This window comes from Variovorax sp. 160MFSha2.1 (assembly GCF_048305075.1).
GTDB classification, from domain to species: Bacteria; Pseudomonadota; Gammaproteobacteria; order Burkholderiales; family Burkholderiaceae_C; genus Variovorax; species Variovorax guangxiensis.
On the sequence record NZ_CP157624.1, the window covers coordinates 6441624 to 6460882 of the forward strand.

Genomic DNA, 19259 nt, shown 5'->3' on the forward strand with positions numbered 1-19259 from the left:
CGGATCCTTTTTCTGGACTGCGCGGACTATGAAGAGATGCGCAGGCCCTGCCGGCCGGGCCCGTGGGCGCCGGCAGCTGGTGCGTTGCATGGGAAAGGGAAAAAAGCCGGCGCGCTTTCCGCGGATGGCGCCGGCGCGTCGCTCGCCTGTCGTGCGGCGTTACTTGCAGGCCGCGGGCGCGCTCGCGCCCGACACGCCCTTGCAGAGCTCGTCCTTCTTGATCCAGCCGGCCTTGACCACGAGGTCGAGGTTGTCGCGCGTCACCGCCACCGGCGTCAGCAGGCGCGACTGCAGCGCGACCTTCTTCGGGCCCGAGTTCCACGGCGCGGCCTTGTCGACAGGCTTGCCCTGCGACAGCGCGATGGCCGCTGCGGCGGCTTCGCGGCCGAGCTCGCGCGAGTCCTTGAAGATGGTGGCGGTCTGCGTGCCCAGCGCGATGCGGTTGAGCGCCGCGAAGTCGGCGTCCTGGCCCGACACCGGAATGCCGCGGATGCCCTTGGCCGTGAGCGCCGCCACCGCGCCGCCGGCCGTGCCGTCGTTGGCGGCCACCACGGCATCCACCTTGTTGCCGTTCTTGGTGAGGATCTGCTCCATGCTCTTCTGCGCGACCTCGGGCTTCCAGCCTTCGGTGTATTCGTCGCCGACGATCTTGATGTCGCCCTTCTTGATGGCGGCGTCCAGCACTTCCTGCTGGCCCGCGCGCAGGAAGTCGGCGTTCGGGTCGCTGGGCGAGCCCTTGATGATCACGTAGTTGCCCTTGGGCTTGACCTTGAAGACCTCGCGCGCCTCCATGCGGCCGACCTCGACGTTGTCGAAGGTGATGTAGAAGACGCCCGGCGCCTCGATGAGGCGGTCGTAGGCGACCACGGGCACCTTCTGGCGCGTGGCCTTGGTGACGGCCGGCAGGATGGCGTCCTTGTCCATCGCGAGCACGATGAGCGCCTTCGCGCCCTTCGACATCAGGCCCTCGATGTCGCCCAGCTGCTTCTCGGGCGAGCCGCCCGCATCGGCGCTGATGTACTTGGCGCCGAGCTTCTCCAGCTCTGCCTTGATGGCGGCCTCGTCGGTCTTCCAGCGCTCTTCCTGGAAGTTGGACCAGCTCACGCCGACGACGGTCTGCGCCATCGCGCCCACGGCCGTGGAACCGAGTGCCGTGGCGAAGGCCATGGCGGCCAGGGTTTGTTTCAGTCGCATCGATGTCTCTCCTGAGTTGAGTCGCCCGCAGGCGCCAGCCGTGTAAGAAATTAGTTAGTTTGAAGGGCGAACTAACTATCCCATCGAGGTGCGATCGTGGGCATCCGGGAATTCCCGGAGCGGCTTGCAAGGGTTTGTTCGTTCAGCCGATGCGCCAGGCCTGCGTCCACACGGCGATGCCGTCGAGCAGTTCGTCGAGCGCCTCGGCATCGGTGCGGCCGCTGCGCCGCAGGACGCTGAAGGAGTGGTCGGCGCCGTCTATCTCGAGCACGCTGGCCATCGGGCCGAGCGAGCGGGTGACGACATCGAACTCGCGCGGCTCGGCCAGCGTGTCGCGCGGACCGTGCGCGAAGAGCATGGGCACGTCGACATCGTGCAGATGCTCCGCGCGCGTGGTCGATGGCGCGCCCGAAGGGTGCAGAGGAAACCCGAGGAAGACCAGCCCCTTCACGCCCGGCAGCGGCTCCAGCGCCTGGGCCTGCGAAGTCATGCGGCCGCCGAACGACTTGCCGCCAGCGAAGAGGCGCAGCCCGCCGAAATGCATGGCCGCGCAATCGACCGCCGCACGCACGGTGGCATGCGCGAGGGCCGGCGCGTCGGTGCGCTTGCTGCCTCGCTCCATGTAGGGAAACTGGTAGCGCAGCGTGGCGATGCGCCGCTGCGCGAGCCCGTCGGCCGCAGCCTCCATGAACGGATGCGTCATGCCGGCACCGGCGCCATGCGCCAGCACATAGCAGGCCTCGGGCGAAGGCGGCGACACCGCGAGCGCGGACACGGCGACCTCATCGGCCACCGGAATGCGCAGTTGCCTTGTCGTTGCGGTCGTCGCCTCGGGGTTCGTCAATCGATGAGCTGTGTCTTGATGGCGTAGTAGGTCAGGTCGCTGTTGGTGGAAAGGTTCATCTTCTCCATCAGCCGCGTGCGGTAAGTACTGATGGTCTTCACCGAGAGCGACAGCGCCTCGCCGATGGCGCCCACCGATTCTCCCTTGGCCAGCTTCAGGAACACCTGGAATTCGCGCTCCGACAGGTGCTCGTGCGGCGGCGCGTTGTCCTTGCGTTCCAGCTGGCCCGCGAGCAGCTCTGCCACCGAGGGCGAGATGTAGCGCCGGCCCAGCGCGATCGTGCGGATGGCCTTGGCGATCTCCTCGGGCTCGCATTCCTTGTTGAGGTAGCCGGATGCGCCCTGGCGGATGAGGTTCACCGCGTAGTGCTCCTCGGGATAGCCGCTGAGGATGAGCACGCCGAGGTCGGGCGCCTTGGCGCGCACCATCGCGAGCGCGTCGATACCGCTCTGGCCGGGCATGGAAAGGTCCATCACCAGCACGTCGAGATCGGCCGTGCGCACCAGGTCGATGGCCTCCCGGCCGGTGCCGGCCTCGCCGACCACGCGGAAGTCGACGAAAGTGGAGAAGAACGACTTCAGGCCTGTGCGGACGACCGCGTGGTCGTCGACGATGCCGATCTTGATCATGGTGATGTGCCTCCTGCGCTGTGTTTGGTGGATGGCCGCGAGCCGGCACGCGGGCCGGCAGACGGAATGAGTAGGTGAAGATGCCACAGGCCCTTGCGCCGCGGGGCCTCGCCAGGCGGGTCGGGCATTTGTCCTGCACGCGTTCGCAGAAACGTCTCGCAGCGATGTAGGAGGGCAGGCAGGTGCCCGCTGCGCCGAGGGATGCGAAGACTTGCTCACTCCTCTGGATTTCTTGCCCGATCCTTCGGGGACACGGCTCTTTTGTGGATGACGAAGCGCCCCGCGGGTAGAGTCCTGCGCAAAGTCTCGAAGCAAGCAAGATGGCCCCCAGACAGGACGCGGACGAGGACGCCGCAGCGCGGTGCAGGGCGCTGCAGCGGGCGATGGCGCGGGTCATCGATGCCCGCACGCCGCTGCCGGGCGACCACGACACGCCCATCGCCAACCTCGGCTTCTTCAGGCGCGAATCTCCCGCGCCACCGGCCGTCTGCATGGTCGAGCCGAGCATCGTGCTCGTCGCGCAGGGCGCCAAGCAGATGTGGGTGGGCGGCGAGGCCTATCCGTACGACACCTCGCGGTTCCTCATCACCTCGCTGGACATGCCCGCCAATTCCGAAGTGAAGACGGCGAGCCCGCGGCAGCCCTGCCTGGGCCTGATGCTCAAGCTCGACGTGCGCGTGCTGGCCGAGCTCATCGCGCAGGGCGGCTTGCCGCCGCATCGCGAGCGGCCCATCGGCATCGGCGTGGGACTCGGCGAGGCGACGCCCGCGCTGCTGGCGCCGATCGCCCGGCTGGTGGAACTGCTGGACGAGCCCGAGGCCATTCCCGTTCTCGCGCCGATGATCCATCGCGAGATCCACTACCGGTTGCTGATGAGCGACCAGGCCGCGAGCCTGCGGCAGATCGCCTCGGTCGACGGGCAGGGCCACCGGATCGCCAGGGCCATCGACTGGCTGAAGCTGAACTACGCCTCCCCCTTTCGCATCGACGAGCTCGCGGCCCGCGTGCAGATGAGCGCGCCGACCTTCCACCACCACTTCCGCCAGCTGACGGCGATGAGTCCGCTGCAGTACCAGAAGTGGCTGCGGCTGAACGAGGCGAAGCGGCTGATGCTCAACGAGCACTTCGACGCGGCGAGCGCGGCCTTCCAGGTCGGCTACGAAAGCCCGTCGCAGTTCAGCCGCGAGTACAGCCGTCTGTTCGGCGCACCGCCCAGGCGGGACATCGAAGTGCTGCGCGGCGGTGCGCGCGCGGGTGGCAGGGGAATCGACGCAGCGGGAGCCGGGCAAGGCCAGGCCAGCGGGGCCTGAGGCAGGGCCCGTTGCCGCCGCGCCTCATCGGATCGGGCAAGAAATGAAGAGGATTGCGCTATCGATCCTCGCGCGGCTTCAGAAGAATGGAAATCGGCCGGTCTGCCCCCGCGGCTTCCCAAGGTGAGAACCATTTTCGGAAGCGGGGAGCCCCACGGGCCGCGGGCAGGGATCAACAGCAGCCGTTTTCCTACCGCCACCGCCCATGGCACGCGCTATCAGCAGTATTCGCCATCCCCACGAACCTCGAACAGCAGGAGCTGACATGGACAGTCCCACGACACAACTGATCTCGCGGCGCGACGCGCTCATCGTCGGCGCCGCGACCGCCGCGGCGGTCTCGGCAGCCACCGCGCCGCCCGCGTCGGCGCAGACCGCGGCCCCGGCAGCGGCCGCGGGCGGCTCGCGCATGAAGCTGACGCTGAACGTCAATGGCACGGCGCAGGCACTCGACCTGGACACGCGCACCACCCTGCTCGACGCACTGCGCGAGCACCTGCACCTGACGGGCACCAAGAAGGGCTGCGACCACGGCCAGTGCGGCGCCTGCACGGTCATCGTCGACGGAAGGCGGATCAACTCCTGCCTGACGCTCGCCGTGATGCACGAGGGCGCGCAGGTCACGACCATCGAAGGGCTGGGCACGCCGCAAGGCATGCATCCGCTGCAGGCCGCCTTCGTCAGGCACGACGGCTACCAGTGCGGCTACTGCACGCCCGGCCAGATCTGCTCGGCGGTCGGGGTGATCGACGAGGTCAGGCGCGGCGTGCCGAGCCATGTGAGCGCCGACCTCACGGCCCGCCCCATGTTCTCGGCCGAAGAGCTGCGCGAGCGCATGAGCGGCAACATCTGCCGCTGCGGCGCGTATTCCAACATCGTCGATGCCATCACGGAAGTGGCGGGGAGCAAGGCATGAAGGCTTTCACCTACGAGCGCGCCGCGACCCCGGCGCAGGCGGCGTCCGCCGTCGCGGGCAGGCCCGGCGCGAAATTCATCGCCGGCGGCACCAACCTGCTCGATCTCATGAAGCTGCAGATCGAGGCGCCGGTGCACCTGGTCGACGTGAACGGGCTCGCACTCGACCGGGTCGAGCCGACGCCCGAGGGTGGCCTGCGCATCGGCGCCCTGGTGCGCAACACCGACCTGGCGGCCGACGAGCGCGTGCGACGCGACTACGGCGTGCTCTCCCGCGCGCTGCTGGCCGGCGCATCGGGCCAGCTGCGCAACAAGGCGACCACCGCGGGCAACCTGCTGCAGCGCACGCGCTGCCCCTACTTCTACGACACCGACCAGCCCTGCAACAAGCGCCGCCCCGGCAGCGGCTGCAGTGCGATCGGCGGCGTGACGCGGCAGCTCGCGGTGATCGGCGGCAGCAAGTCGTGCATCGCCACCAACCCCAGCGACATGGCCGTGGCGATGCGCGTGCTGGACGCCTCGGTCGAGACCGTGCGGCCCGACGGGCGCACCCGCGTGATCCCGATCGCCGACTTCCATCGCCTGCCAGGCGACACGCCGCACGTCGAGACGACGCTGGAGCGCGACGAGCTCATCACCGGCGTCACGCTGCCCAGGCCCGTGGGCGGCACGCACGTCTACCGCAAGATCCGCGATCGCGCCTCCTATGCCTTCGCGCTGGTGTCGGTCGCGGCCATCGTGCAGCGCGACGGCTCCGGCCGGGTGGCGCTCGGCGGTGTCGCGCACAAGCCGTGGCGCATGGAGGCTGCAGAGACCGCCATGCCGCAAGGCGCCAGGGCCGTGACCGCGCGGCTGCTCGCCGACGCGCAGCCCACCCACGAGAACGCGTTCAAGCTGCAGCTCGCCGAGCGCGCGCTGGCCGCCGCCATCACGCAAGCGAGGAGCTGACCATGAGATTCGACACACCCGCCACGACAAACCCCATCGACCAGCTGAAGATCATCGGCAGGGCCACGGACCGCATCGACGGCCCGATGAAGACCACCGGCGCCGCGCGCTACGCCTACGAGCGCAACACCGAGATGCCCGGCGCAGCCTACGGCTACGTGGTGGGCGCGGGCATCGCGAAGGGCCGCATCGCGTCGATGGACCTGGCCGCTGCCCGGGCGGCGCCGGGCGTGCTGGCCATCGTCACCGCGCGCAATGCGGGCAAGCTCGCCAAGGGCGACTTCAATACGGCGAAGCTCCTGGGCGGGCCGGAAATTGACCACTACCACCAGGCGGTGGCGCTGGTCGTGGCCGACACCTTCGAGCAGGCGCGCGCGGCCGCGCAGCTGGTGCGCGTCGAGTACGAGCGCACGCCGGGCCGCTTCGACCTGTCCGCCGAGAAGGACGCGGCGAAACTGCCCGCGCCCAACCCCTTCGCGGGCGAGCCGCAGACGAAGACGGGCGATTTCGCGGGCGCCTACGCGGCGGCCCCCGTGCAGCTCGACGCGACCTACACCACGCCCGACGAGTCGCACGCGATGATGGAGCCGCACGCCTCCATCGCGCAGTGGCAGGGCGACAAGCTCACCATCTGGACCTCGAACCAGATGATCGCCTGGGGCGCCGGCGACGTCGCCAAGACGCTCGGCATCCCGAAGGCGAACGTGCGGCTGGTCTCGCCCTTCGTCGGCGGCGGCTTCGGAGGCAAGCTGTTCGTGCGGGCCGATGCGCTGCTCGCGGCGCTGGGTGCGCGGGCGGCGCGGCGGCCCGTGAAGGTGGCGCTGCCGCGGCCGCTGATGGCGAACAACACCACGCACCGGCCAGCGACCATCCAGCGCATCCGCCTGGGCGCCGGCCGGGACGGCAGGCTCACCGCCATCGCGCACGAAGGCTGGTCGGGCGACCTGCCGGGCGGCCAGCCGGAGACGGCCGTGAACCAGACCCGCCTGCTGTACGCCGGCGCGAACCGCCTCACGACCACGCGCCTGGCGGTGCTCGACCTGCCCGAGGGCAACGCGATGCGCGCACCCGGCGAGGCGCCCGGCATGATGGCGCTGGAGATCGCCATGGACGAGATGGCCGAGAAGCTGGGTATCGACCCGATCGAGTTCCGCGTGCTCAACGACACGCAGGTCGACCCCGAGAAGCCGCAGCGTCCCTACTCCCAGCGCAAGCTGATCGAATGCCTGCGCACAGGCGCCGAGCGCTTCGGCTGGAACAGGCGCAACCCGGCGCCGGGGCAGCAGCGCGACGGCCGCTGGCTCGTCGGCATGGGCGTGGCCGCCGCGTTCCGCAACAACCTGGTGATGAAGTCGGGCGCGCGCGTGCGTCTGGACAACCGGGGCATGGTCACGGTGGAGACCGACATGACGGACATCGGCACCGGGACCTACACCATCATCGCGCAGACCGCCGCCGAGACCATGGGCGTGCCGCTCGACAAGGTGCAGGTGCGCCTGGGCGACTCGGCGCACCCGGTTTCGGCCGGCTCGGGCGGCCAGTGGGGCGCCAACAGCTCGACCTCCGGCGTCTTCGCGGCATGCATGAAGCTGCGCGAAGCCGTGGCGTCGAAGCTGGGCATTCCGGTAGCCGAGGCGGAGTTCTCCGAAGGCATGGTGCGCGCCGGCTCGCGCGCGGTGCCGCTGGCCGAGGCGGCGGGAGCGCAGGAGCTGGTGGTGGAGGACAGCATCGAATTCGGCGACCTCGACAAGAAGTACCAGCAGTCGACCTTCGGCGCGCATTTCGTGGAGGTCGGCGTCGACGCGGCCACCGGCGAGATCCGCGTGCGGCGCATGCTCGCGGTGTGCGCGGCGGGGCGCATCCTGAACCCGAAGTCCGCGCGCAGCCAGGTGATCGGCGCGATGACGATGGGCGTCGGCGGCGCGCTGATGGAAGAGCTGGCGCTCGACAAGCGGCACGGCTTCTTCGTCAACCACGACCTGGCGGGCTACGAGGTGCCGGTGCATGCGGACATTCCGCACCAGGACGTCGTCTTCCTCGACGAGACCGACCCGATCTCCTCGCCGATGAAGGCCAAGGGCGTCGGGGAGCTCGGCATGTGCGGCGTCGCCGCGGCGGTGGCGAACGCCGTCTACAACGCAACGGGCGTGCGGGTGCGCGACTACCCGATCACGCTCGACAAGCTGCTGGATCGCCTGCCGCCCGTGGCCTGAGTCCGCTTGGAAAGCGGCGGGTAAGCCCGGTGCCGCGAGTCCGTATCGCTTGATACGATTTTTTCCGGAACGCCCGCTCCAAGGGCGTCGGAGACAAGATGGACTCGAGCATTTCCGGCAGCACCGCCCACGGCGCGCACGGCGCGGGTGAGGCCCTGTACCGCGTCATGGTGCGGATCCGGGCCTTCGAGAACGCGGCGGAGACCGCCAGCCAGGGCGGCGTGAGCGCCTACGGCCAGCAGGCGGCGGGCGCCGCCAAGGTGCGCGGGCCGCTGCACCTCTCCACCGGGCAGGAGGCGGTACCGGCCGGCGTCTGCGCCCACCTGCGCGCCGCCGACTACCTCACTTCCACCCACCGGGGCCACGGCCACACGCTGGCCAAGGGCGCCGACCTCGCGCGGATGATGTGCGAGCTGTTCGGCAAGGCCACCGGCTTCAACGGCGGCAAGGGCGGCTCGATGCACATCGCGGATTTCTCGGTCGGCATGCTGGGCGCCAACGGCGTGGTGGCGGCGGGGCTGCCGATCGCGGTGGGCGCGGCGCACGCGCAGAAGCTGCTGAACAAGGCTGACGACATCACCGTCTGCTTCTTCGGCGACGGCGCGATCAACCGCGGCCCCTTCCTCGAGGCGCTGAACTGGGCGCGCGTGTACGAGCTGCCGGTGCTCTTCGTCTGCGAGGACAACCGCTGGAGCGCGACCACGGCGAGCGGCCCGATGACGGCCGGGGAAGGCGCCTCGGCGCGCGCCGAGTCGCTCGGCATCGCGTCCACGCAGGTCGATGGCAACGACGTGTTCGCGGTGCATGCGGCCGCCGCGAAGCTGGTGGCGCAGGTGCGCAGCGGCGGCGGGCCGCGCCTGCTGCATGCGCTGACCTACCGCGTGAAGGGGCATGTGTCGGTGGACGTGGCGGCCTACCGCGATCCGGCTGAACTGGCCGCCGCGCTCGAGACCGACCCGATCGCACGGGCACGCGCCCATCTGCTTTCGGCCGGCGTCGCGGCTTCCGCGCTCGACGCCATCGAGAACGCCGCGCGCGACGAGGTCGACACCGCCCTCGCCATCGCCGACGCGGCCCCCTGGCCCGAGCCGGCCGCCGCCTTCACCGACGTGCAGACCGTCGGGGAGGGCCAATGGCGATGAAGCACGAACTCAGTTATTCGGAAGCCGCCCTGCTCGCCCTGCAGCGCGAGATGGAAGCCGACCCGCGCGTGGTGGTGCTCGGCGAGGACGTGGGCCGCGGCGGCATCTTCGGGCAGTACAAGGGGCTGCAGCAGAGCTTCGGCCCGGGACGCGTGATCGACACGCCGATCAGCGAGGCCGCGATCATGGGCGCCGGCGTGGGCATGGCGCTCGCAGGGCTGCGGCCGGTGGTCGAGATGCGCGTGGTCGACTTCGCGCTGTGCGGCATGGACGAGCTGGTGAACCAGGCCGCCAAGAACCGCTTCATGTTCGGCGGCCAGGGCCGCGTGCCGCTGGTGGCGCGCATGCCCGGCGGCATCTGGGACGCCTCGGCCGCGCAGCATTCGCAGTCGCTCGAAGCCTGGTTCGCGCACCTGCCGGGCGTGGTGGTGGTGAGCCCATCGACGCCGCAGGACAACCACGGGCTGCTGCGCTCCGCCCTGCAGTGCGGCGACCCTGTGGTCTACATCGAGCACAAGACGCTGTGGGGCGCGCGCGGCGAGGTCGACGAAAGCGTCGCCGTGCCGCTGGGCAAGGCGGCACGCGTGCGCGAGGGCGATGCGCTCACTCTCGTGAGCTGGAGCCGGCAGATGCAGGCCAGCGCGGCGGCGTGCGATGCGCTGGCGGCCGAGGGCATCGCGGTGGACCTGATCGACCTGCGCACGCTGTGGCCGTGGGACCGCGAGACGGTGCTGTCGTCGTGCGCCCGCACCGACCGGCTGCTGGTGGTGCACGAGGCGGTGCAGGCGGCGGGCTTCGGTGCGGAAATCGCGGCCAGCGCTGCGGAGGCCACCGGCTGCCGCGTGGCACGGCTGGGCGCGCCGCGCATTCCGGTCGGCTATGCGCCGGTGCTGGAGGCACAGTCACGCATCGGCACCGAGGCCATCGTGGCCGCGGCGAAAAGGCTCGCTGGCTGAACGCGACCCGCCATGGACCCGCTCTTCTTCAAGCTGGTGCGGGTCGTGAATCTCACGGCGCGGCCTTTCCATGAGCGCGTGGGCCGCGAGCACCGGATCACGCTGAACGAGTGGCGCACGATGGCGGTTCTGGCAGTGCAACCCGGCCTCAACGCCACGCAGGTGGCCGACCAGACCGGCCTCGACAAGATGGCGGTGAGCCGCGCCCTCGCCGGCCTGCTGCGCCACAAGCGCGTGCAGCGCCACGACGACCCGACCGACCGGCGCAGCAGCCGGCTCTATCTCACCGCCGCCGGCAAGGCGCTGCACGAAACGGTGGGCGCGCTCGGCCGCGCGCGCGAGGTCGCGCTATTCGGCGGCATCGGAGCCGTCGAACTGGCCCAGCTCGACGCCACGCTCGACAAGCTCATCGAGGCCGTGCAGCGCGGCCTCCCCTGACCTCCCGAGCAAGGCACGCCCCTTTCCAGAAACACCACGGAACCGGCTCTGCCGGGCCGTAGGTGTTGCCCCCGGAAGGGGGTTGGCGAAGCGACACGAAGTGCGCGCAGCCTGGGGGCGAACCAAGTCACGCCGCGAAGCCACCGTCGATGTTGAGGCTCGCGCCCGTCACGAAGCCGGCTTCGGGGCTGGCGAGGTAGCCGACCATGGCGGCGATTTCATCAGGATGGCCGTGGCGGGCCAGCGCCATCAGGCCGTGCATCGAGGCGGCATTAGGGCCGTCGACGGGGTTCATGTCGGTGTTGACCGGGCCGGGCTGCACGTTGTTGACGGTGATGCCGCGCGGGCCGAGGTCGCGCGACAGGCCCTGCACCAGGCCGACCAGCGCCGACTTGCTCATCGCGTAGGCGCTGCCGCCGGGCCAGGGCATGCGCTCGGCATTGGTGCTGCCGATGTTGATGATGCGGCCGCCCTCGCCCATGTGGCGCGAGGCCGCCTTGGCGGCGACGAAGACGGCGCGCACGTTGATGGCCAGCGTCTTGTCGAAGTCTTCGAGCGAGAACTCGTCGAGGGTGCCGCCGAGGAACACGCCGGCGTTGTTCACCAGGATGTCGATCCTGCCGAAGGTGCGGGCGGCCTCGTCGATGCCGGCGGTGAGGGCCGCGGGGTCGGCGCTGTCGATCTTCAGCGCGAGGGCGCGGCCGCCTTCGGACTGGATGCTGCGCACCAGTTCGTCGGCGGGAGCTGCCGAGGCCGCGTAGCTGAAGGCCACGGCGGCGCCGTCGCGCGCCAGGCGGCGCACGATGGCCGCGCCGATGCCGCGCGAGCCGCCGGTGACGAAGGCGACCTTGCCGGCCAGGACGGAAGAAGAAGCAGAAGCGGTGCTGGAGGCCATGATTTTTTCCTGTGCGATGGTGAAGAAGAAGGCCTCAGTTTGGGCGCTTCATTCCTTCTCCGGTAGCCGTCAATCGGGTCAATCAGATTCAACCGATGGTTGAAGATGGGCGCCACAATGCGGCCATGGAACCGCTCAATCACCTCGAATCCTTCGTGCAGAGCGCGGAAGGCGGCAGCTTCTCCGAGGCCGCGCGGCGCCTTGGCCTGACGCCGGCCGCCGTCAGCAAGAACGTGGCAAGGCTGGAAGCGCGGCTGGGGTTGCGGCTGTTCCAGCGCAGCACGCGCAGCCTGAAGCTGACCGAGGGCGGCGAGCGCTTCCTGGCGCAGATCGGCGGCGCGCTGGCCACGCTGCGCGAGGCGGTGGCCGGCATCGACACCGACGACGGCCAGCCCTCGGGCACGCTGAAGGTGAGCATGGGCCAGGCCTTCGGGCGCGAGCACGTGCTGCCGCTGATGGGCGGGTTCCTCGCGCGCTACCCGGCCATCGTGCCCGACTGGCACTTCGACAACCAGCAGGTCGACCTGGTGGGCGAGGGCTTCGACGCGGCCATCGGCGGCGGCATCGAGCTGCCGGCCGGGCTGGTGGCGCGCGAGCTGGCGCGCATCCACGTGGTGGCAGTGGCCTCGCCCGCGTACATGCAGGGGCGCAAGCCGCCCCGGCATCCGTCGGATCTGGCGGCGCTCGACACGCTGATGCGCCGCTCCTCGCCCACGGGGCGCGTGCGCAGCTGGACGCTGCGGCGCGTGCGCGGCGCGGGCGGAGGCGAAGGCGAAGGCGAGGTCAGCGTCGAGCTGCCCCGGCCGCGCGCCATCTTCAACGACCCCGAGGCGATCGCGCATGCCGCGCTGATGGGGCTGGGTGTGGCGATGCTGCCCATGCCCTTCGTGGAGCGCGGGCTGCGCAGCGGGGAGCTGCTGCGGCTGCTGCCCGACTGGTACCAGGACGCCGGTGCGGTGTGGCTGTACTACCCGAGCAAGAAGCTGCTGCCGCCGAAGACGCGGGTGTTCATCGATTTCGTGCTGGAGCGCTTCCGCGAGGAGCGGTTCGCGCAGCGGATGCAGGTGGCCTGAGGCGCCCCAGACCACGCGCTGTCAACTCCCTCACGCGGCCACGGGGTTTTCACCCGCGACGGCCGGAGCGCGCACCTGTACAAACGCGCGCATGACCCATCAGACTTTCTCTTCCTCCCCGAATCGCCGCACCGCGCTGGCCGCATCCGTCGCCGCCGCGCTGACCCTCATCACCGCTCCCTCGTGGGCACAGGGCACCTGGCCGACCAAGCCGGTGCGCATCGTCGTGCCCTTCGCGGCCGGCGGCACCACCGACATCCTGGCGCGCGCCGTGGCGCCCGAGCTTTCCAAGGCCTTCGGCCAGCAGTTCATCGTCGACAACCGCGCGGGCGCGGGCGGCAACGTGGGCGCCGAGATCGTGGCGCGCGCGCCGAACGACGGCTACACGCTGCTGATGGGCACGGTGGGCACGCACGGCATCAACCGCGCGCTGTATCCCAAGCTGCCCTTCGACCCGATCAAGGACTTCGCGCCCATCACGCTGGTGGCCGCCGTGCCGAACGTGATGGAGATGAACGCCGACAAGGCGAAGTCGCTGAACATCCACAACGTGCAGGACTTCATCAAGTACGCCAAGGCCAACCCTGGCAAGCTGAACATGGCCTCCAGCGGCAGCGGCACCTCGATCCACCTGGCGGGCGAGCTCTTCAAGAGCATGACGGGCACCTTCATGGCCCACATCCCGTACAAGGGCTCGGGCCCGGCGCTGCTGGACATGGTGGGCGGGAATGCCGACGTGATGTTCGACAACCTGCCTTCGTCGATGGCGCAGATCAAGGCGGGCAAGCTCACCGCGCTGGCGGTGACGAGCGCGCAGCGTTCACCGGCCCTGCCGGACATTCCTACGGTGGCTGAAGTGGGCGGCCCCTCGCTCAAGGGCTACGAGGCGAGTTCGTGGTTCGGGCTGCTGGCGCCGGCGGGCACGTCACCGGAGATCGTGAACCGCATTCAGCAGGAAGTGGCCAAGGCGCTGGGCACGCCGGCCATGAAGGAGAAGATGCTGGCTCAGGGCGCGATCCCGAGCGGGAATTCGCCGGCCGACTTCACGAAGCTCATCGCGAGCGAGCATGTGAAGTGGGCGAAGGTGGTCAAGGACTCCGGCGCGAAAGTTGACTAACCCCCAGGCTGCGCGCACTTCGTGTCGCTTCGCCACCCCCCTTGCAGGGGGCAACACCTACGGACCGGCGGAGCCGGTTCCGCGGCGTTTCACGAAAGGGCCGGAGGTGGCTGATCTTTGGTGATCAGGTCTTCCAGGTCACGTCCTTCTTTTCGGCAAGCGAGTCCTTGAGCATGTGCAGCAGCGGGATCGCACGCTGGTGCAGGCCCACGTGCTGCTTCTCGGCCTCGTTGGCGTGGCCTTCGACGGCGTAGTCGTCGTTGTTGTGGGTGTTGGAAGCCTCGCGTGCCAGCGCGGCTTCGAGGGCCGCGATGGCGCCGGGGATCTGCTCGACGGTGATGATGCCCTGCGGGGCGATCGACTTGCCGACGATCTCCAGCAACTGGCGGGCATGCACTTCGAGCATCACGAAATCGGGAGAGGCGCGGGACTGGAATCGATAGAGCATGGTGTTCTCACTCACTTGTTGTAGATGTAGTCACGTGCAAAAGGGTACACGGATTGCGCGCCGCGAAGGACGCCGTGTTCGACGTTGCCGTCGGGTTTGGTGGAAAGCATCTGGTGCAGCGAGATCCAGCCCTGCTCGAAGCTCATGGCGGAGCCGGCCAGGTACAGGCGGTAGGCGCGCAGCACGCGCTCGGCGTTCTCGGCCTGCCGGCCGCCGCTGCGCTGGAGCACTTCGCGCGCGGCGTCGAGCTGCGCTTCCAGCGCGTCCGACCAGGCCCAGAGCGTGCGCGCGTAGTGCGGGCGCAGGCTCTCGGTGTCGACCATCTCCAGGCCGGCCGCGGCCGTCTCGCGCAGCACGTGCGTCACGTGCAGCAGTTCGCCGCCGGGGAAGATGTATTTCTCGATGAAGTCGCCCATGCCCGCGCCGAGCTGGCGGTAGTTGAGTTCGCCCGAGGTGATGCCGTGGTTCATCACCAAGCCGCCTGGCCTGAGCAGCGCATGGATCTTGCGGAAGTAGGTCGGCATGTTGGCCGCGCCCACGTGCTCGAACATGCCGACGGAGGAGATCTTGTCGAAGGGCTTGTCGGTGGGCACTTCGCGATAGTCGCGCAGCTCGACGCGCACCCGGCCCTGCAGGCCCTTCTCCTCGATGAGCCGCTGCACGTGCGCATGCTGGTTCTTCGACAGCGTGATGCCGGTCGCGTCCACGCCGTAGTGCTCGGCCGCCCACAGCAGCAGCGCGCCCCAGCCGGAGCCGATGTCGAGGTAGCGCTCGCCGGGCTGCAGCATCAGCTTGCGGCAGATGTGGTCGAGCTTGGCTTCCTGCGCCTGCGCCAGCGTGAGGTCGGGCGTACGGAAGTACGCGCATGAATACACGCGGCGCGGGTCCAGCCACAGCGCGTAGAAGTCGTCGGAAACGTCGTAGTGGAACTCGATCTGCGCCGCGTCCTTGCGCAGCGAGTGCGAGCCGTGCGACTTGGCCCGGCGCTGCAGGCGGCTCCACCAGCCGGTGTCGGTCTCCGCCGGGTTGCCGGGGAGCATGCCGACCGTGGCATCGATCAGGTCGCGCATGGCGCCTTCGATCTGCACCTTGCCCTCGACGTAGGCCTCGCCGATGGCGCCCACCTGCCGTGCCGCCAGCTTGGCCAGCACCGCCCATTCCTTGAAGGCCAGCGTGACGCGGGCTCCGGCCTGTGCGACGCGCCGGCCATCGGGCAGCTCGAGCGCGATGGGGACAGGCAGCGAAGCCAGCTGCGACTCGATCTTGGGTATCAAGTGTTGCATGGGGCCATGGTATTGATTTTTCCAAGCTTTTGCATGACTTCCCGTGTCGGCGCAAGCCGCGATCTGAGGCGGCTTCGGGCCTGCGCGAACCCGGATTGACATTGGATTGTTTATGCCTAAACTATTTAGCCATGAACAGCCTCGACCCGTCCAAGTCCGCTCCCGCCTCGGACCTCCAACGCATCCTGTGCATCGGCGGCGGGCCGGCGGGCCTGTACTTCGCCCTGTTGATGAAGGCGCGCAACCCGGCGCTGCAGATCACCGTGGTGGAGCGCAACCGCCCCTTCGACACCTTCGGCTGGGGCGTGGTACTCAGCGACCAGACGCTCGCCAACCTGCGCGCGGCCGACGCGCCGACCGCAGCGCTCATCGGCAACGAGTTCCACCACTGGGACGACATCCAGGTCTTCTTCAAGGGCCGCCAGGTGCGCTCCGGCGGCCACGGCTTCTGCGGCATCGGTCGCAAGCGGCTGCTCAACATCCTGCAGGAGCGCTGCCTCGAGCTGGGCGTCGAGCTGGTGTTCGAGACCGACGTCGCCGACGACCAGGCGATGGCCGCCAAATACAAGGCCGACCTGGTGATCGCCAGCGACGGCCTCAACAGCCGCATCCGCCAGCGCTACGCCGAGGTGTTCAGGCCCGACATCGACCTGCGCAACTGCCGCTTCGTGTGGCTGGGCACGCACCAGACCTTCGACGCCTTCACCTTCGCCTTCGAACAGACCGAGCACGGCTGGTTCCAGGCGCACGCCTACCAGTTCGACGACAAGACCTCGACCTTCATCGTCGAGACGCCCGAGGCCGTCTGGAAGGCCCACGGCCTCGACCAGATGGAACAGCCCGAGGCCATCGCCTTCTGCGAGAAGCTCTTCGCCAAGTACCTCGGCGGCCATTCGCTGATCAGCAATGCCACGCACCTGCGCGGCTCTGCCAACTGGATCCGCTTTCCGCGCGTGGTGTGCGAGCGCTGGACGCACCGCATCGACGTAGAGGGCCGCTCGGTGCCCGTGGTGCTGATGGGCGACGCGGCGCACACGGCGCACTTCTCGATCGGCTCGGGCACCAAGCTGGCGCTGGAGGACGCGATCGACCTGGCCAACGAGTTCGCGCAGGGCGGCACTGTCGACCATGTGCTCGAAGGCTACGAGGCACGCCGCAGCGTCGAGGTGCTGAAGATCCAGAACGCCGCGCGCAACTCCACCGAGTGGTTCGAGAACGTGCCGCGCTACACAGGCATGCAGATCGAGCAGTTCGCCTACTCGCTGCTCACCCGCTCGCAGCGTATCAGCCACGAGAACCTGCGCCTGCGCGACACGCAGTGGCTCAGCGGCTACGAGCAGTGGCTGGCCGGCGGCAAGGCGCTGCCGCCGATGCTCATGCCCTACAAGGTGCGCGGGCTCACGCTGAAGAACCGCATCCTGGTATCGCCGATGGCCACCTACAGCGCGGTCGACGGCGTGCCGCAGGATTTCCTGCTGGTGCACCTGGGCGCACGCGCGCTCGGCGGCGCCGCGATGGTGTTCGTCGAGATGACCAGCCCGACGCCCGAAGGCCGCATCACGCCCGGCTGCACGGGCCTCTACAACGACGAGCAGCAGGCCGCCTTCAAGCGCATCGTCGACTTCGTGCATACGCAGTCCAGCGCGAAGATCGCCATGCAGCTCGGCCACAGCGGCCCCAAGGGCTCGACCCGCGTGGGTTGGGAAGGCACCGACGAGCCGCTCGAGAGCGGCAACTGGCCGCTGCTGGCCGCGAGCGCGCTGTCCTACGGCGAGCAGAACCAGCTGCCCGCGGCCATCACGCGCGCCGAGATGGACACGCTGCGCGACCAGTTCGTCGATTCGACCCGCCGCGCCGCCGAATGCGGCTTCGACTGGCTCGAGCTGCACTGCGCGCACGGCTACCTGCTGTCGGCCTTCATCAGCCCGCTCACCAACCTGCGCACCGACGAGTACGGCGGCGACATCGAGGCGCGCTGCCGCTATCCGCTCGAAGTTTTCCGCGCCATGCGCGCCGCGTGGCCCGCCGACAAGCCGATGAGCGTGCGCATCTCGGCGCACGACTGGGCGCCCGGCGGCAACACCGATGCCGACGCCATCGTGGTCGCGCACCTCTTCAAGGAGGCCGGCGCCGACTTCATCGACGTGTCGTCCGGCCAGACCACGCGCGCCGCGAAGCCGGTGTACGGGCGCATGTACCAGACGCCGTTCTCCGACCGCATCCGCAACGAGGTCGGCATCTCGACCATCGCCGTGGGCGCCATCACCGATGCCGACCAGGCCAACAGCATCATCGCCGCCGGCCGTGCCGACCTGTGCGCCATCGCGCGTCCGCACCTGGCCGACCCGGCATGGACGCTGCACGAAGCCGCCAAGCTGCAAAGCCGCGACGTCGAATGGCCCGTGCAGTACCTGAGCGGGCGCGACCAGATGTACCGCGAGATCGCCAAGCAGCAGCAGCTCGCCGCGGCCGCCAATGCAGCGATGGCCGCGCAGAACAGCGAGGAGACGCACTGAGATGGACCTCGAAGCGCGCGCGCACAGCGAACACCCGGAGGCGCTGCGGCTTTGGCTGCGGCTGCTCACCTGCACCCAGCTGATCGAGAAGCAGGTGCGCAACGAACTGCGCTCGCAGTTCGCCACCACGCTGCCGCGCTTCGACCTGATGTCCCAGCTCGAGCGCTCGCCCGAGGGGCTGAAGATGAACGAGCTCTCGCGCCGCATGATGGTGACGGGCGGCAATGTGACCGGCATCACCGACCAGCTCGTGTCCGAAGGGCTGGTGGAGCGCATCAACGTCGAGGGCGACCGCCGTGCATGGCGCGTGCGCCTCACGCCGCGCGGGCGCAAGCTCTTCAACGACATGGCGCAGCAGCACGAGGACTGGATCGTCGAGGCCTTCGCGGGCCTCAGCGCCAAGGAGATCGCGCAACTGCACAAGCTGCTGGGCAAGGTCAAGCAGCACTCGCACAACCAACTACTGATGGCGGAGACCGAATGAAGCACTACATCGGCGCGGGCAATCCCATGCGCGCCCAATTCGAACCCAAGGCAGCCTACAAGGCCGAGCACTTCGCATGGAGCTATGAGGCCGGCGTGGGCACCATCACGCTGAACCGGCCCGACCGCAAGAACCCGCTGACCTTCGACTCGTACGGCGAGCTGCGCGACCTGTTCCGCGCGCTGGTCTACGCCACCGACGTGAAGACGATCGTCGTGACCGGCGCGGGCGGCAACTTCTGCTCCGGTGGCGACGTGCACGAGATCATCGGCCCGCTGACCGGCATGCGCATGCCCGAGCTGCTGGAGTTCACGCGCATGACGGGCGACCTGGTGAAGGCGATGCGCGCCTGTCCGCAGCCCATCGTCGGCGCGATCGACGGCGTGTGCGCCGGTGCCGGCGCGATGATCGCGTTGGCCTGCGACCTGCGCTACGGCTCGCCCGCCACGCGCACCGCCTTCCTCTTCACGCGCGTGGGCCTCGCCGGTGCCGACATGGGCGCCTGCGCGCTGCTGCCGCGCGTAATCGGCCAGGGCCGTGCGTCCGAACTGCTCTTCACCGGCCGCGCGATGACGGCGCAGGAAGGCCATTCGTGGGGTTTCTTCAACGCGCTGTACGAAAGCGATGCGCTGCTCGAGGCCGCCACCAAGGTCGCGCGCGACCTGGCCGAAGGCCCGACCTTCGCGCACGGCATGACGAAGACGATGTTGTCGCAGGAATGGTCGATGACCATCGACCAGGCCATCGAAGCCGAGGCGCAGGCACAAGCCATCTGCATGCAGACCGAAGACTTCAAGCGCGCCTACGAGGCCTTCGCGGGCAAGCGCAAGCCGGTGTTCGGCGGGGACTGACGC

Annotated in this window: 18 protein-coding genes; 12 read left to right on the forward strand and 6 right to left on the reverse strand. The window is 69.3% G+C overall.

Translation table 11 applies throughout. The features are described from left to right. Window positions 1-159: 159 nt before the first annotated feature. From xylF to ABL838_RS29810, 3 genes are all read right to left on the reverse strand, one after another. The gene (gene xylF, locus ABL838_RS29800; RefSeq protein WP_418123230.1) at window positions 160-1194 is read right to left on the reverse strand and encodes a D-xylose ABC transporter substrate-binding protein; all 1035 of its coding nucleotides are present in this window, start codon (window positions 1192-1194) and stop codon (window positions 160-162) included. A 142-nt stretch (window positions 1195-1336) separates the two neighbouring features. Beyond that, on the reverse strand, window positions 1337-2038 hold the full coding sequence (locus tag ABL838_RS29805) for an alpha/beta family hydrolase (RefSeq protein WP_418123231.1): 702 nt from the start codon (window positions 2036-2038) through the stop codon (window positions 1337-1339). Next, window positions 2035-2667 carry a response regulator transcription factor gene (locus ABL838_RS29810; protein ID WP_126021223.1) on the reverse strand — a complete coding sequence of 211 codons (633 nt, stop codon included), beginning with the start codon at window positions 2665-2667 and terminating at the stop codon, window positions 2035-2037. The genes ABL838_RS29805 and ABL838_RS29810 overlap by 4 nt, the downstream gene beginning before the upstream one ends. A gap of 320 nt (window positions 2668-2987) precedes the next feature. Here ABL838_RS29810 and ABL838_RS29815 point away from each other — a divergent pair, with 320 nt between their 5' ends. From ABL838_RS29815 to ABL838_RS29845, 7 genes are all read left to right on the forward strand, one after another. Then, window positions 2988-3977: an AraC family transcriptional regulator N-terminal domain-containing protein gene (locus ABL838_RS29815; RefSeq protein WP_418123232.1), complete on the forward strand. Its 990-nt coding sequence runs from the start codon at window positions 2988-2990 to the stop codon at window positions 3975-3977. Between the two features lie 265 nt (window positions 3978-4242). Then, complete coding sequence (gene paoA, locus ABL838_RS29820; protein ID WP_418123234.1) at window positions 4243-4893, forward strand: aldehyde dehydrogenase iron-sulfur subunit PaoA; 651 nt, start codon at window positions 4243-4245, stop codon at window positions 4891-4893. Beyond that, window positions 4890-5840 (forward strand): FAD binding domain-containing protein, encoded by a 951-nt coding sequence (locus ABL838_RS29825; RefSeq protein ID WP_418123236.1) that lies wholly within the window; start codon window positions 4890-4892, stop codon window positions 5838-5840. The genes paoA and ABL838_RS29825 overlap by 4 nt, the downstream gene beginning before the upstream one ends. Window positions 5841-5842: 2 nt before the next feature. Beyond that, entirely contained in the window at window positions 5843-8053 is a 2211-nt protein-coding gene (paoC, locus tag ABL838_RS29830) for an aldehyde oxidoreductase molybdenum-binding subunit PaoC (protein ID WP_418123238.1), read from the forward strand. Between the two features lie 98 nt (window positions 8054-8151). Beyond that, the gene (locus ABL838_RS29835) at window positions 8152-9195 is read left to right on the forward strand and encodes a thiamine pyrophosphate-dependent dehydrogenase E1 component subunit alpha (RefSeq protein ID WP_418123239.1); all 1044 of its coding nucleotides are present in this window, start codon (window positions 8152-8154) and stop codon (window positions 9193-9195) included. Continuing rightward, a complete protein-coding gene (locus ABL838_RS29840; RefSeq protein ID WP_418123240.1) occupies window positions 9186-10151 on the forward strand; it encodes an alpha-ketoacid dehydrogenase subunit beta in 966 nt (321 codons plus the stop codon). The genes ABL838_RS29835 and ABL838_RS29840 overlap by 10 nt, the downstream gene beginning before the upstream one ends. A gap of 12 nt (window positions 10152-10163) precedes the next feature. Beyond that, complete coding sequence (locus ABL838_RS29845) at window positions 10164-10589, forward strand: MarR family winged helix-turn-helix transcriptional regulator (protein WP_184639563.1); 426 nt, start codon at window positions 10164-10166, stop codon at window positions 10587-10589. Between the two features lie 127 nt (window positions 10590-10716). Here the strand turns inward: ABL838_RS29845 and ABL838_RS29850 are convergent, their stop codons facing one another. Then, window positions 10717-11484, reverse strand: a complete 768-nt coding sequence (locus ABL838_RS29850; protein WP_418123242.1) for an SDR family oxidoreductase — start codon at window positions 11482-11484, stop codon at window positions 10717-10719. A 125-nt stretch (window positions 11485-11609) separates the two neighbouring features. On the opposite strand from ABL838_RS29850, the gene ABL838_RS29855 reads away from it, so the two are divergent. Beyond that, window positions 11610-12557, forward strand: a complete 948-nt coding sequence (locus ABL838_RS29855) for a LysR family transcriptional regulator (RefSeq protein ID WP_418123243.1) — start codon at window positions 11610-11612, stop codon at window positions 12555-12557. A gap of 91 nt (window positions 12558-12648) precedes the next feature. Then, window positions 12649-13674, forward strand: a complete 1026-nt coding sequence (locus ABL838_RS29860; RefSeq protein ID WP_418123244.1) for a Bug family tripartite tricarboxylate transporter substrate binding protein — start codon at window positions 12649-12651, stop codon at window positions 13672-13674. 124 nt (window positions 13675-13798) lie between these two features. On the opposite strand, the gene ABL838_RS29865 is transcribed toward ABL838_RS29860, so the two are convergent. Continuing rightward, complete coding sequence (locus ABL838_RS29865; RefSeq protein WP_126021212.1) at window positions 13799-14122, reverse strand: DUF1840 domain-containing protein; 324 nt, start codon at window positions 14120-14122, stop codon at window positions 13799-13801. A gap of 11 nt (window positions 14123-14133) precedes the next feature. After that, window positions 14134-15405, reverse strand: a complete 1272-nt coding sequence (locus tag ABL838_RS29870) for a class I SAM-dependent methyltransferase (protein ID WP_418123245.1) — start codon at window positions 15403-15405, stop codon at window positions 14134-14136. Between the two features lie 131 nt (window positions 15406-15536). On the opposite strand from ABL838_RS29870, the gene ABL838_RS29875 reads away from it, so the two are divergent. The 3 genes from ABL838_RS29875 to ABL838_RS29885 are packed head-to-tail and all read left to right on the forward strand — an operon-like array spanning window position 15537 to window position 19256. Continuing rightward, entirely contained in the window at window positions 15537-17921 is a 2385-nt protein-coding gene (locus ABL838_RS29875) for a bifunctional salicylyl-CoA 5-hydroxylase/oxidoreductase (RefSeq protein WP_418123247.1), read from the forward strand. A gap of 1 nt (window position 17922) precedes the next feature. Next, window positions 17923-18405, forward strand: coding sequence for a MarR family winged helix-turn-helix transcriptional regulator (locus ABL838_RS29880; protein WP_184639551.1), 483 nt, complete (start codon window positions 17923-17925; stop codon window positions 18403-18405). After that, window positions 18402-19256 (forward strand): enoyl-CoA hydratase family protein, encoded by an 855-nt coding sequence (locus ABL838_RS29885; protein WP_418123249.1) that lies wholly within the window; start codon window positions 18402-18404, stop codon window positions 19254-19256. Before ABL838_RS29880 ends, ABL838_RS29885 begins: the two co-directional genes overlap by 4 nt. Window positions 19257-19259 lie beyond the last annotated feature (3 nt).

Coding starts and splice junctions, on each gene's coding strand:
- xylF (WP_418123230.1), bottom strand. CDS start 1,194: ATGCGACTGAAACAAACCCTGGCCGCCATGGCCTTCGCCACGGCACTC.
- ABL838_RS29810 (WP_126021223.1), bottom strand. CDS start 2,667: ATGATCAAGATCGGCATCGTCGACGACCACGCGGTCGTCCGCACAGGC.
- ABL838_RS29815 (WP_418123232.1), top strand. CDS start 2,988: ATGGCCCCCAGACAGGACGCGGACGAGGACGCCGCAGCGCGGTGCAGG.
- paoA (WP_418123234.1), top strand. CDS start 4,243: ATGGACAGTCCCACGACACAACTGATCTCGCGGCGCGACGCGCTCATC.
- ABL838_RS29825 (WP_418123236.1), top strand. CDS start 4,890: ATGAAGGCTTTCACCTACGAGCGCGCCGCGACCCCGGCGCAGGCGGCG.
- paoC (WP_418123238.1), top strand. CDS start 5,843: ATGAGATTCGACACACCCGCCACGACAAACCCCATCGACCAGCTGAAG.
- ABL838_RS29835 (WP_418123239.1), top strand. CDS start 8,152: ATGGACTCGAGCATTTCCGGCAGCACCGCCCACGGCGCGCACGGCGCG.
- ABL838_RS29840 (WP_418123240.1), top strand. CDS start 9,186: ATGGCGATGAAGCACGAACTCAGTTATTCGGAAGCCGCCCTGCTCGCC.
- ABL838_RS29845 (WP_184639563.1), top strand. CDS start 10,164: ATGGACCCGCTCTTCTTCAAGCTGGTGCGGGTCGTGAATCTCACGGCG.
- ABL838_RS29850 (WP_418123242.1), bottom strand. CDS start 11,484: ATGGCCTCCAGCACCGCTTCTGCTTCTTCTTCCGTCCTGGCCGGCAAG.
- ABL838_RS29855 (WP_418123243.1), top strand. CDS start 11,610: ATGGAACCGCTCAATCACCTCGAATCCTTCGTGCAGAGCGCGGAAGGC.
- ABL838_RS29860 (WP_418123244.1), top strand. CDS start 12,649: ATGACCCATCAGACTTTCTCTTCCTCCCCGAATCGCCGCACCGCGCTG.
- ABL838_RS29865 (WP_126021212.1), bottom strand. CDS start 14,122: ATGCTCTATCGATTCCAGTCCCGCGCCTCTCCCGATTTCGTGATGCTC.
- ABL838_RS29870 (WP_418123245.1), bottom strand. CDS start 15,405: ATGCAACACTTGATACCCAAGATCGAGTCGCAGCTGGCTTCGCTGCCT.
- ABL838_RS29875 (WP_418123247.1), top strand. CDS start 15,537: ATGAACAGCCTCGACCCGTCCAAGTCCGCTCCCGCCTCGGACCTCCAA.
- ABL838_RS29880 (WP_184639551.1), top strand. CDS start 17,923: ATGGACCTCGAAGCGCGCGCGCACAGCGAACACCCGGAGGCGCTGCGG.
- ABL838_RS29885 (WP_418123249.1), top strand. CDS start 18,402: ATGAAGCACTACATCGGCGCGGGCAATCCCATGCGCGCCCAATTCGAA.